We start from the raw sequence: 13,512 nt of genomic DNA, 5'->3' as shown, positions 1-13,512 counted from the left end.
CATTGGGCATTGGGGATAGTTAGAGTAGCGACTAGTGAGTTTAATCCCCTCTTCTTCCTCTACCCCCTCTTTCCGATTACAACTTTCAAAGTACACAAGCTAGTGTCAGCACAATTACTGATAAATCCTCCCATAGCTTTCACATTTAATAAATATTCCGCAACTGCGGAAGTTATTATTTCTCCGGGAATTAACAAAGGAATTCCAGGAGGATAGGGACAAACGGTTTCAGCACTGATACGATTAATTGCTTCCTTAATGGGTACGGTTTGTGTAGAGCTAAAAAATGCTTGACGGGGGGATAAATGTGGAATATTGAATTCAGAAAAATGATTCCATAAAGAGAACCCTTTCTCCTTTACGAGGAAGGGTTTTCTATATTCTTTGGCTAATGTGGTGAAGGCTTTTACTAATTGTTCTATATCTGATTCTGTGTTACCCAAGCTAATGATAAATGTGACAGTTTTGTGTGATGCGAATTCTGGGGTTACATTAAATTTCTCGTCTAAAATTTCTTCTGCTTCAAACCCGGTTATTCCTAATTCAGAAACGGTTACGGTTAAGCGGGTTTTGTCTAAGGATGGGGAAGAGAGGGAGAAAAAGAAGGTTGAGAATCCGGGGATTTGGTTAATACGGTTTCTGGCTTCTTCTGCTAGTTGCAAGGTACGGGTGAGTAATTCTTTGCCGTGGAGTGCTATTTGTTGCCGCGCTGCATCTAGGGAAGCTAGTAGTAAATAACTGGGGCTTGTAGATTGAGTTAGTTGTAAGGCTTTATTAATGCGGTTAATATTTATTCTTTCACCTTGTATGTGCAGCATCGATGCTTGAGTCATTGCACCAAGGGTTTTATGGATTGACTGTACGGTTAAATCGGCTCCTGCTGCTAAGGCTGAGATGGGGAATTCGGGATGGAAGGCAAAATGTGCGCCGTGGGCTTCGTCTACTATTAAGGGAATATTGTACTCGTGGGTAAGTTGAGCGATCGCCTTAATATCTCCGCATACGCCGTAATAAGTTGGGTAAACTATCATAACGGCTTTAGCATCGGCATGTTTTTGCAGTGCTGTTTCTAAACTTTTAGTTGTGATGCCGTGGGCAATATCTAAATCTGCATCGTATTCGGGATTGATAAAAATTGGTATTGTACCGGAAAGAATTAAACCCGATATTACTGAAGAATGAACGTTACGAGGAAGAATAATTTTATCGCCGTCGCGGCAGGTTGCTATAATTGCCGCTTCTATTCCGCAGGTGGAGCCGTTAACTAAAAACCAAGTTTGGGAAGCACCAAAAGCTTCGGCAGCGAGTTGTTGCGCTTCTTGGATAACGCCTTCAGGAGCGAAAAGACAATCTAATTGAGTTAATTCGGTTAAATCGGCGCTAAATACAGCTTTACCGAAGTAATTGACGAGTTTTGACGAAATTCCTTTTCCTTGCTTGTGCCCTGGGGTATAGAAAGGTGCGTGAGGACGTTTCGCGTTGGATATTATTGCATCGAGTAAAGGGGTTTGGTTTTGTTTGAGCATACAAATAACTAATTTGACACTTCCCTTCAATTTATTGATGGGGCAGCCTAAACCAATTTGAAACAAATTGCTGTTGGATTTAAGATAACCTGTGAATTACAAATCTAAAATCTAAAATCCAAAATGCTAAGAGCCGGGATTGTCGGACTTCCTAATGTAGGAAAATCTACTTTATTTAATGCTTTGGTGGCAAATGCTAAGGCTGAAGCTGCTAATTTTCCTTTTTGTACCATTGAGCCGAATGTCGGTGTAGTTTCTGTACCAGATGAGCGGTTAGAGGTTTTAGCAAAGATTTCTTCTGCAAAACAAATTGTCCCAGCGCGGGTGGAATTTGTTGATATCGCTGGTTTGGTGAAGGGTGCAAGTAAGGGTGAGGGATTGGGAAACCAGTTTTTGTCCAATATTCGGGAAACTGACGCGATCGTTCATGTGGTACGTTGTTTTGAAGATGATGATGTAATTCACGTTTCTGGTACGGTTGGGCCAGCACGGGATATTGAAGTGATTAATTTGGAGCTTGTTTTAGCAGATTTGGCGCAAGTTGAGCGTCGGATGGAACGTACTCGCAAGCAGGCAAGAGCTAATAAGGATGCTCAATATGAAATGTCGGTATTAGAAAAAGTAGCGGCAGAGTTAAATGAAGGTAAATCGGTTCGTCAAATTCAGTTAAGTGAAGAAGAAGCAGAATTAATTAAGCCTTTGACGTTGTTGAGTGCGAAAAAAATAATTTATGCTGCCAATGTTTCCGAGGATGATTTATCTACTGGAAACAAGTATGTAGAGCAAGTGCGAGAAATTGCAGTCAAAGAAGATGCTCAGGTTGTGATAGTTTCCGCACAAGTAGAATCGGAATTAATTGAATTATCTGATGAAGAAAGAGCAGATTTTCTCGAGTCTTTGGGTGTAGAAGAAGGTGGATTAAAATCTTTGATTCGCGCTACCTATGACTTATTAGGTTTGCGGACATATTTCACATCAGGAGAAAAAGAAACTCGTGCTTGGACAATAAAATCTGGAATGTCAGCACCACAAGCAGCAGGTGTAATTCACAGCGATTTTGAAAAAGGATTTATTCGTGCAGAAACGGTTAGTTATGAGGATTTAGTTGCCTCTGGTTCGTTAAGTTCTGCCAAAGAAAAAGGCTTAGTTCGTGCGGAAGGAAAAGCTTATATTGTTAAAGAAGGTGATGTCATGTTGTTTTTAACTAATTAATATAGCGAATTTCAGTTGAGTCGAATACACTCGGCGAAACCTCACCCCGCCCTTCGGGTACCCCTCTCCTTATTAAGGAGAAGGGAAGGAATAAATTCTTTATCACAACTGTAGGGGAGGCAAATTGCGGTGTAGATTTTCTTCCCGCAATATTGCCGTTGTGTGACGCTGCGACAATTTTTGTTAGTAATTACAAGTTTGATAATAGCGTCACGCACCATTTGCAGCTTGAGTAATCTCACGCATATCATCTAATCGTGATTCTGCTTCGTTAAGTTGTTCGGGGAAGAATTCTAAATTAACTTTATCATCTTGATGATTTGTCAGTGATATAAATATTTCAATATTCAAATTTCCTTTTTTCCAACCTTTATCATTCACTTGAAGAATCTGACAATTAATAAGTTGATACTCTATACTAAAATTGGATTTTATATATTTAATAGGTGATTCTGCTTCTTCTGTAATAGATTATTGTATATCATCGACGAGACTTTCAAGGTCTTCTCTTGTTCCTGTAATCATCTTTTCTTTAAAACTATTAATTTTCATAATATTTTCTTGAAAAATTAATACATCATCACAATTTAAGGCAAAGTAAATATTTTTATCATTCATATTTAAATCAGTAAATAAATTTATATCTGGTCAATTATTTACTTGTTTATTCAACGATATTATATTCATCAATTAGTACAACTACGGAAGTTCGCAGTGTTGAAGCTTTAAAGCAAGTAGAATATAGCAGTTTTCAGTTGAGTAGAATACACCCCTCTCCTTAATAAGGAGAGGGGATGGGGGTGAGGTTTATGTGAGTCTCAAATGAAAAGCGCTATAGTTATTGTTTGCTGTGCGAAGCATTCAGCGAAGCTGCGGATAATCGCAGTAATTGGGATTGCTTCGCTTCGCTCGCAATGACACCATGCAAATCATAGAATTAAAATAGTTTTTTATATGTCTCAAATCCCAATTATTGATTTTTCACTTTTCAACAAAGGTGATATTTCTGAAAAACAAAATGTAGTCAAACAAATTTACCAAGCTTGCCATGAAATAGGTTTTATTTACATAGCAAATTCGGGTATTTCTCCAATTTTACTAAAGCAAGTTTTTGAATACAGTAAATATCTATTCAACTTACCTTTAGAAGTTAAACAAAACACGGCTTGGAGGGATGAATTTAGCAATCAAGGTTATGTTGGCATCGAAAGAGAAAGGTTAAATCCCGATTATCCTGGTGACTTGAAAGAAGCTTTTAATATTTTTCGATTCGATAATTTTCCAACCTCCTTATATTTATCTCCTGCAATTCCTAGTTTCTACAAAGCTTGTACGGAAATTGCAAATAATGTTCTCGCAGCTTTTTCATTAGCTTTGAAATTACCGGAAGATTTCTTCAGCATCAACCATAATCAACAAAATCATACATTGCGACTGCTGCATTATCCTCCTTTACGACAATTGCCCAAAATCGGACAAATTCGTGCAGGGGAACATTCCGATTATGGAAGCATTACTCTGCTGTTTCAAGATGATGTTGGGGGTTTGGAAGTACAAACAGCAACTGGAAAATGGATTGCAGCGCCAAAAATTGCTGATACTATATTAGTTAATACAGGTGATTTAATGCAGCGTTGGACAAATGATGTATTTTGTTCGACAAAACATCGAGTTATAATTCCCGGTGAGGATAAAGTTAAATTTTCTAGATATTCTATGGCTTTTTTCTGTCATCCTAATAAAGATACAGAAATTTCCTGTCTTGAAAGTTGTAAAACAGATAAGTCTCCAATTTATCCACCAATCACTGCTGGAGAATATCTTTTAAATCGCTTACAAGCAACTTATTAAAATTAATATCCCCTAACCTTCCTAAAAAAAAGGGGTTTATGCGAGATTTTTTATGAAAACCTACGATATTATTATTATCGGTGCTGGTATTGCGGGTGCTGCACTCAGTTATGAATTAGTTACAAAGGGCTTTTCAGTACTTTTGTTGGAACAAGATACTACACCGCAAAACGCTACTCGTTACAGCTATGGTGGTTTGGCTTTTTGGAGCGGCACTACTTCTTTTACTAGTCAATTATGTAAAGAATCGAAGCAACTTTATCAAATACTTTCGCAAGAGTTAAATAGTGATATTCAATTTCGCGAATTAGATTTATTATTAACTATTCCTCAAAATCATAATCCAGAAGAAATTGCTGCATTTTACCAACGCTTTGCTACGCCTCCACAATTACTCAAAGTAAATCAAGCTTGTGAATTAGAACCTTTATTAAATCGCGAAGCAATATCTGGAGCTTTGACTGTAAAACACGGGCATATTCATCCAGAGAAAACAACACAAGCTTATATCAAGGCTTTCTTACTGGCAGGGGGAAAGATGCAAATTGGTAAAGTTTTGGAAATCAACCCAGAAGATTTATTAGTTAAAACAAATATTGAAACCTTTAGCTGTAAAAATATTGTAGTTTGTGCTGGTGGATTTAGTCGAAAGTTGCTGAAAATATCGGGTATTCCCATCCAAGTATATTTTACCCATGCAGAAATTATCGAAACCCCGCCGATAGATTTAAGATTGAATACTTTAGTAATGCCAGCAATTTTACAACGTTCGCAATTAGAAGCAGATAGCACTACAAATGATAAATTATGGAATCAGAATAATCAACTTGGTTGGATTTTGGATGTAGGTGCAGTTCAGTTTCAAGATAATAGTCTGCGTTTGGGACAAATAAGTCATATAAATACAAATCCTGATGCTGCTATCGATTCTGTAAAAAGCGAAGTTGCATTGCGAGAAAATATTGGTAGGGTATTACCTGAATTAAAAAATATTAACGGGGATTGGCATCATTGTTTGGTAGCTTTTAGTAAAGATAATTTACCTTTAATTGGGAAAGCTACTCAAAGCAATAATGTTTATATTTTTTCAGGTTTTAGCAACCCTCTAGTATTTATTCCACCCTTAGCACGGCGTTTTGCAAATTATTTAGCTGGTAGCAAAGATGAAATTATTACTAAGCTATCTCCACAAAGATTTGTCAGCGAGCAGTGAACTGTTAACTGATTAAACCCCTAATACTTCTCGGGACTTTTCTAAAACAGCTTTAGGACGAAAAGGTTTAGTCATGTATAAATCTGCACCCATCTGTAAACCTTTTTCTTTGTCGTCTTCTTGCCCTTTAGCTGTCAGCATGATGATATAAACATCTGGAATTTTTAATTCTTGCTTGACAGTTCGGCATACATCTAATCCATTCATTTTCGGCATCATCATATCTAGAAAAACTAAATCTGGTTTTTCTCCTTCGATAGTTGCTAATGCTTCTTTTCCATTTTTAGCGATTAGTAATTCAACACCTTCATCTTCTAATTTTTCTAAAACCTGTTCCATTAAAATACGAATATTAGCTTCGTCGTCTGCAATCAAAATTTTCTTATCCATGATTTTTAAATTTGATATTTTTAATTATGAGTTATATAAATTAATTTTGATTTTCGCTGTCACCGAGCAATATAAAAAAGAAATTTTCTAATCCCTTTTCAAACCGTAATGTCTTGACTAAATCGTGTTCTTGAGATATTACAGAATCCACAATAATCATGTCGGGTTTGATAGATACAGCTTTTTCAATACATTCTTCACCATTTGATGCTTCCACAACATTATAACCTTGCGCTTTGAGTATTTCAGATAAAGTTAATAAAGTCGAAGCAGTTGTATCTACTACCAGAACTTTTTTAGGTGATGTTCCTTGAGAAAGTAATACACCAATTTCTTTAATCAAATTGTTGCTTTCAATAGGTTTAGTCATATATCTATCAATACCTAATTTATATCCCCTCTCCTTATCTTCAAAAATAGATAGCATAATAATCGGAATATCCATTGTTAACGGGTCATTTTTGATAATTGCTGCGGTATCAAATCCGTTTATTTGAGGCATCATTACATCCAAAATAACCAAATCTGGCTTATGAATTTTGATTTGATTAATTGCATCTAAACCATTTTTAGCCTCCTGTACTGCATAATTTTGCTTCTGCAAAGATTGTCTGAGTAATTCACGGATATTAGCATCGTCATCAACTACTAAAATCGTTTTTTGTCCGTTGTAATTAACAGCATTTTCAGTAGAGTGTTCCTGCAACTGTCTAACAAGACTATCTAAATTGACAATCTTATCAAATTCGTTGATTGCCCTAAGACTTTGGATTGGTATAGAAAATGAAAACTTACTTCCTTTATCTAATTCACTTTCAACCCAAATATCACCACCATGATGTTCAATAATTTGTTTGCAAATTGGTAATCCTAAGCCCGTACCTTGAGGTTTATCTGTAAATATTTCTCCTACTTGTTTAAATTTGTCAAACACTTTAGGTTTATCTTCTTGAGAGATACCGTTACCCGTATCGATAACGCTAACAATAATATTATTATGAATTACTTTAGCACCACAGGTTATAGAACCTTCATCAGTAAATTTAACGGCATTTGAGATTAAATTTATTAAGACTTGAATCAGACGATTTTCATCACCTAATATTTGTGGCAAATCTGGTTCAATATCTCTAATTAATTTTAAATCTTTGTTTTCAAACAGAGCAGATGTAGCAGCTAAAGAACGCTCAATTACTTTTTCAATATTAATAGTTTCTTTCTTCCAGTCAAGTTTTCCCGCTTCCATTTTGGCAATATCTAACACATCATTAATTAAGGCGGTAAGACGCTCAGCCTCAGAGATAATAATACTAATATTGTCTTTAACTCTTCTGACAGTTTTTTTAGTTTTACGATTGCCTTCGGGTAGTAAAGGAAATACATCTTCTTCCAATTTTTCCTGAATTATTGATGCAAAACCCAACACAGAAGTCAAAGGAGTTCGCAATTCATGAGAAACGGTGGAAATGAAATCTGTCTTCATTCTATCCACTTCTTTTTCCTGTGTTATATCTCGAACTAGAATTACCGAACCCAAACAACTATAATCGTCTTGACAATTGCCTTCTGTGATTGCAGTAACTGACACTTTAAAAAATTGCTTGTTATTTGGCTGTACTTCTGCTGTAAATACTGCTGCATGATTCTGCTGAGTTTGGTTTAGTAATTCTACGACTTCAGGAATAAAATCTTTACAATAAATTCCTCTTATATCAACATCTCCCAAACCAAACATTCTAGTGATAGCTGGATTATAGTTAATAATATTGCCATTACTATCGCTTACTAGTAAACCATCTGCAAGATTATCAAGAATTGCTCTTAAATGTGCGGTATTAGCTGTTTGTTCATCTAATAGTTGCTTAACTCGGAAAATTAAATGATTAAAAGAAGATGCTAAACTACCGACTTCGTCTTCTGTTGCAACCGGAACCCGTAAATCAAAATTCTCTTCTTCAGTAACTGTTTTAGCAAGTTTATCTAATTCGAGAATCGGATATGATATTGCCTTACTTATTTTTCTAGCTAAAAATACTGCAATTATAATTGATATTAAACTGCTTATCATTACAGCATAGTTACGGAATAAAATTGCTTTTGCTAATTCTTTATCTGCTTGTTTTTCTACTTTATCGAAAATTTCAATTATTTCTGCTAAATCATCAGAAATCCCATCAAACTGTATAGCTAATTCGCTATTCGTAAATTCCAACAGTCTAAGTTGAGCTTGAGTTATTTGTGCTGTGGTATCTAAATTTTGATTACGAATTTCTTTTACTAGCTCATCTAATTTTGCCAAATATTTTTGTGGTACACCTTCGTAGGATTTAATAAAGTTTCTTAATTGTAATTGCTCTTCTTTAGTGAAGCTTTGATTGCTGGCTATTATTTTTTTAGCCGCTAACCAAGCTTTCTGAATATCTTTTGAATGTTTCAGAACGTGACTGTACTCTTCATAAAACTCTTTTGGCTGTTTGCTTAAAGGGATTAACTGTTGTTGATGAGTTCTTGCTTGTAAAACTTCCGTTCTCAAACGATGAAGAAGACTAGTTTCTATCAACGCGTTGTACTCATCTTTTAAAGCCTTTTCTTCCCAATGGTTGCCAACCATCACTCCTAAAATTGTTCCAAAAACAGAAATTCCTAAAGCCGCTGCATATCCAAGAGCGATTTTTTTATTAACTTTTAGTTTACTCAACCACTGATAATTTACTCTTGAAATCATGCTTCTACTAAATAAATCATTAATACTCATTTTATATTTATAAAAATCTAGCTAAACTTAATCCCGAAATAATTATAACTAATGAAGATTTATAGTAAATAGCTTATATTTCGCAACTAGATTCAACTGGTATCTCGATGCAAAACTCCGTACCTTTACCTAATTCAGATACACATGTAAGAGTTCCACCATGTTTTTCGACAACAATTTGATAACTAATTGCCATACCTAAACCCGTTCCTTTTCCGACTTCTTTTGTCGTAAAAAAGGGGTCGTATAATTTTGTCTGAACTTGTTGATCTATTCCCGGTCCATTATCAATAATAGAAATACTAATTCGATTATCCTGAAGTATTTGAGTACGAATTATTATCAAATCTCCCTTCTCCTGTAAAGCATCAATTGCATTACTCAGAATATTCATGAATACTTGATTTAACTGTCCTGCATAGCAATTTACTAAAGGCAGTTTTGCGTATTCTTTAACTATTTGAATCGATTTTTTTTCTTGATTATTATCCAAGCGATGACGTAAAATCATCAAAGTTCCATCAATTCCTTCATGAATATTTACAGATTTGATTTCGGCTTTATCAAGATGCGAAAATATCCCCAAAGAACGGACAATATCTCGAATTCTATTAACTCCTACCTTCATTGAATTAAGCAAATTAATAAAATCTTCTTTAAGAAAATCAAAATTAATATCTTCTATTTTTTCTTGAATATCTGATGTTGGTTTTGGATAGTTTTGCCGATACAACTCTACTAATTCGATTAAGTCTTGAGCGTAGTTAAAACCATAGCCAATATTACCTTTAACAAAATTGACTGGATTATTGATTTCATGAGCAATTCCAGCTACCATTTGTCCTAAGCTGGACATCTTTTCACTATGTATTAATTGAGTTTGAGTTTGCTGCAATTTATCTAAAGCTTGCTGTAGCTCTTTAGCCTTTTCCCGAGCCGATTTTGCAGCATTCAAACTTTGTTCGTACAATAACGCTTTCTCAATAGCGATCGCTGCTTGTGTGGCAAAGATATTTAGCAGTTTTAATTCTTCGGTGGTATAGCTAATTTGCGTTTGGCTGCCAACTGCAATGGCTGCAATAATTCTGTCTTTATTCTTAAGAGGAACGCAAATTAAAGAAACAACTGGTTCATCGCTATTATAACATTTAACACCTTCACGAATATTGTTAACAATTTCTCCTTTACCTCTTTTTATAATCTCACCTAATATACCTTTACCTAGAATAATTGGAAATTCAAAGCAGCCAAAATCACCAAATTTAGAAATAGGTTTTAGTTTATTGCTTTCAGTATCTAATAGTAAAAATACCCCAACATTACATTCAATAATTTGGCTAATTCTTTCTAAAACTAATTGAGCAATTTGCTTGATATCTAAGCTATTAGTAATCTGTGTAGATAGTTCATCAAATAATTCTATTTCTTCGTATCTTTCTAATAATTCCTTTGCTAACGATTTTTTTTCAAATTCTTGCTTAATTAAGAAGGTAATTAAGCAAGAAACAGGTAATGCTGCTGAATTGCCGACTACCCAAGCAAAAATGCTACCAGATAATTCAATCGGGTATTTTTCGCTCAAGTCTTCTTGATAATTACCAAATAAAATTTCTCCATCGGGAGTAATCAAATACAAGGGTGTTTTTACGGTTGCAAAAATATGCTTAACCGCGTATTTAATATCTTTTTGGGTTAATAGTTTTTGAACATTAATCGGAATCATCGACTGATTGCCTTCATTTTGAAAACACTAATATAAACAATTCATTTGCTCTAACTAATATGGGTTATCATCTCTAGTTGATAAAACTGACTTGCGTCAGAAACTAAAGATGTTTCTAAGAATTTATATTGATTAACCCGATATTCAGTAAAACAAACATGCACAATAGATAGAGGTATAGTATTTAGGTTTCCCAAAATCTTCACAAAATTACCACAATCAAAAAATCTCGCTCTTACCATACAAAAAGCGAGAATGATTATTTTCAGCCTATTGACAAATTTTTATCCAAAAACTGCTGTTTATCTACATTAAATAACCAATTAGTTACATCTCTAATACATTGCCAGCAGGGCGAAAGATTTCAAACGCCATCTTACGGCAGCGGTGTCCCCTTACTCGCACATTATCTAAAAATTGTTGTTTTCTGACTGCAAATAAAAACTTTTTTTCTAGATTCTTAACTGGGGTACCATCACCCCACTCACCTTTATTAAACGCCAAGCCGATATCTTTATCTGAGAGATGTTGCTTATTGCCAGACATCCTAGCAACATCTTCAATTAGCAATTCCAATTTGGTTTCAAAAATAGAACAGATTTTTTCAAATTCCTGTAAATGCTCTTCCGGTAATTCTTCTCGTATGACTTCCAAATCGTCTCCCTGCATCAATATTTCCCATATTGCCAAAGGTGTCACCTGTGATGCGAGACGATGGAGACGACAATATTCTGCACCTTTTACCTTCAATCGATGCGAGTTTGCAAACCGAATTACCCATCCTTCACCATTTCTATCCAAAGTTTGGGCTGCTTTAACTAACTTTTCTAACGATTCATACTTTTCAAACTCGCTAGCTCTTATCGCCAATTTATCGGCTAAACTTTTAATTTTAAAACTTGTATATTCATATCCATACAAATCATATACACTTAATAAAACCATCCCTTGAAAATCATAAGGTACAACAACACGATTTCCTGAATAGATAATTTCAAAAAGGTAAGTATTGCCAACTTCTAACAGACTAGTATCTACATTTTTATTTAACCAGTTTTGTCCCCAAATTGCCGCATCAGAATCAAAACAACCCCGCGTTGCAACCCTCCATTTATCGCCATCATAAAAGACAATTCCTAAAGAACCATCATATTTTTGATGAACCCAAATTTCTCCACTTACTTGCTCCGAACCCCAAGCTTTCGCTTCACCATAATTAAAAAACTTTGGGAAAGGAGTCGCAATTACAGCTTGCTTGTCAACATCAATAACTAATCCCCTAGCGATTAATGTAAAAATATTCCAGTTAGCATTGTATTGTGCGTGAGTCGTATAATTAAAAATTTCTAAACTACCATCAACTACACGAACTATATTCCTTGCTCGTACATTTGCTAAAAGCCCTTGGTAAAGCTCTTCAAAAGCAATTCTTCTCGCCGGATGTACCCCCCAAGTCATTTCAATTTGTTCTTTAGTGATTTCTGCCATAAACTATCTAACATCAAAAAACATATTACAAGTGTAATACACTTTTTCAGCATCACTATTACTCCCTTTCCGGTAGAAGATTACCTAACTAACTGAGGGAGAGAGTGAGGGAGTGAGGGAGAAATTTTTCTAGGAAATCTTAGAGCGGAATAGGAGTAAGTAGAGGGAAAGAAGGAGAAATTTGTTAGATGCTGGAAAACTAAAATTCTTTCCTTCCCTTGCTCCCTCGGCTTCATAATTTTCTAGAACAAATCTCTAGGGACAAGAAATTTCTCCCCACTTGAGTTTAGATTTCGCGGTTGGTGAAGTACAGTCAAATTTCTTGACAGAATCTTTAACCAAACCGTAAGCGACTCTATTATCAGTTTGATCTACTTCAAATTTTACAGAGCCAATATTATTGCAATTGCTGATGATGTTTTTGCTGATTTTGCTCATGAATACTGGCGAATACACGATATTTTTACCGCCGCTACCGCCGACTGTAAACTGATATTGTACCGAACGTTCTTTAGGTAAGTTTTGATAAATGCTGCTGATATCGTTCTTGCTAGACTTATTAACACCTATACCAGAAACGTTAGCAACTTCGGTTTTTCCGGCATCAATTGCAGCTTGGCATTTGCTTGATAAGCCAGCAGTAGCAGTTTTATCGGCTTTATCTGCATCAGCTTTTTTATTATCTACCGTTTTCTTAGATTTATTAGCCTCAGTCTCAAACGCTAATTTGTCTCCTTTTATTTCGCTATCTTCAATAATCGGTTGACTCGAAGCATTTTCTGGATAACCCTTACCATCAAATTTCAGAGCCACATTTTTAGGTTTTGCTTCGCTGCCGACATTTGCAATTACATCTCTCCAGCCACCAGTTGTTTTTTCGCTGATGGTTATTGGTGATTTTACCGGAGCTATATCTGAAACTAGTTTGAATTTATTATCGCCAATACCTTGATGTACCAACATATTACAGCCGTTGTCGGTACAAGATTTCGAGCCTGTAAATATTGTTAAAGCGTCCTTGATATTATCTCCGTTGAGGTCGGTATATTGTACTTTGTGAGGTGTATCTTCTAACTTGAGGCTTTTAGTCTTGAGATATTCACCCAAAGAACTTTCTATTAATCCTTTACTTTCTTCTGTAGTTGCAGAGACGTTAGAAGCAGAGTTAGTAACTTCAGAATCCCCATCAGTTGAAGATAAATAATCTTTTTGAGCGCAGCCGAATAAGCTGATAGATGCTAGCAACCCTAATATAAGAACGTTCTTTTTCATTAAAACTATACCTACTTAAAATCTATTGGAAGAATTGAACTACAGCCTGTCGGTACCCAGAACCCACTAGCTAATAACCCAA

At 35.3% G+C, this 13,512-nt stretch carries 10 protein-coding genes; 3 read left to right on the top strand and 7 right to left on the bottom strand.

The annotated features are described in order from the left end of the window. Nucleotides 1-59: 59 nt before the first annotated feature. Nucleotides 60-1,526, bottom strand: coding sequence for an aminotransferase class I/II-fold pyridoxal phosphate-dependent enzyme (locus RIV7116_RS31975; protein WP_015122491.1), 1,467 nt, complete (start codon nucleotides 1,524-1,526; stop codon nucleotides 60-62). A 123-nt stretch (nucleotides 1,527-1,649) separates the two neighbouring features. Here RIV7116_RS31975 and ychF point away from each other — a divergent pair, with 123 nt between their 5' ends. Then, nucleotides 1,650-2,738: a redox-regulated ATPase YchF gene (ychF, locus tag RIV7116_RS31970; protein WP_015122490.1), complete on the top strand. Its 1,089-nt coding sequence runs from the start codon at nucleotides 1,650-1,652 to the stop codon at nucleotides 2,736-2,738. A gap of 210 nt (nucleotides 2,739-2,948) precedes the next feature. On the opposite strand, the gene RIV7116_RS35415 is transcribed toward ychF, so the two are convergent. Then, nucleotides 2,949-3,140, bottom strand: a complete 192-nt coding sequence (locus tag RIV7116_RS35415; RefSeq protein WP_256380858.1) for a KGK domain-containing protein — start codon at nucleotides 3,138-3,140, stop codon at nucleotides 2,949-2,951. 552 nt (nucleotides 3,141-3,692) lie between these two features. Between RIV7116_RS35415 and RIV7116_RS31960 the strand changes: the two genes are divergently transcribed. Both RIV7116_RS31960 and RIV7116_RS31955 read left to right on the top strand, forming a co-directional pair. Beyond that, nucleotides 3,693-4,589 (top strand): isopenicillin N synthase family oxygenase, encoded by an 897-nt coding sequence (locus tag RIV7116_RS31960; protein WP_015122489.1) that lies wholly within the window; start codon nucleotides 3,693-3,695, stop codon nucleotides 4,587-4,589. Between the two features lie 52 nt (nucleotides 4,590-4,641). Next, nucleotides 4,642-5,802, top strand: coding sequence for an FAD-binding oxidoreductase (locus tag RIV7116_RS31955; RefSeq protein WP_015122488.1), 1,161 nt, complete (start codon nucleotides 4,642-4,644; stop codon nucleotides 5,800-5,802). A gap of 12 nt (nucleotides 5,803-5,814) precedes the next feature. Here the strand turns inward: RIV7116_RS31955 and RIV7116_RS31950 are convergent, their stop codons facing one another. The 5 genes from RIV7116_RS31950 to RIV7116_RS31930 all read right to left on the bottom strand — a co-directional run bounded on the left by RIV7116_RS31950 (nucleotide 5,815) and on the right by RIV7116_RS31930 (nucleotide 13,430). Then, a complete protein-coding gene (locus tag RIV7116_RS31950) occupies nucleotides 5,815-6,192 on the bottom strand; it encodes a response regulator transcription factor (RefSeq protein ID WP_015122487.1) in 378 nt (125 codons plus the stop codon). Nucleotides 6,193-6,232: 40 nt separating this feature from the next. Further along, complete coding sequence (locus RIV7116_RS31945; RefSeq protein WP_015122486.1) at nucleotides 6,233-8,947, bottom strand: response regulator; 2,715 nt, start codon at nucleotides 8,945-8,947, stop codon at nucleotides 6,233-6,235. 73 nt (nucleotides 8,948-9,020) lie between these two features. Beyond that, nucleotides 9,021-10,670 (bottom strand): ATP-binding protein, encoded by a 1,650-nt coding sequence (locus RIV7116_RS31940; protein WP_015122485.1) that lies wholly within the window; start codon nucleotides 10,668-10,670, stop codon nucleotides 9,021-9,023. A gap of 327 nt (nucleotides 10,671-10,997) precedes the next feature. Beyond that, a complete protein-coding gene (locus RIV7116_RS31935) occupies nucleotides 10,998-12,158 on the bottom strand; it encodes an RNA ligase (protein ID WP_015122483.1) in 1,161 nt (386 codons plus the stop codon). Nucleotides 12,159-12,413: 255 nt separating this feature from the next. Further along, entirely contained in the window at nucleotides 12,414-13,430 is a 1,017-nt protein-coding gene (locus RIV7116_RS31930; RefSeq protein WP_015122482.1) for a hypothetical protein, read from the bottom strand. Nucleotides 13,431-13,512: the final 82 nt, after the last annotated feature.

It is taken from the genome of Rivularia sp. PCC 7116, assembly GCF_000316665.1.
GTDB lineage: Bacteria > Cyanobacteriota > Cyanobacteriia > Cyanobacteriales > Nostocaceae > Rivularia.
The sequence above is the reverse complement of the archived record's forward strand: the minus strand, read 5'-3'. Positions and strand labels throughout refer to the sequence as shown.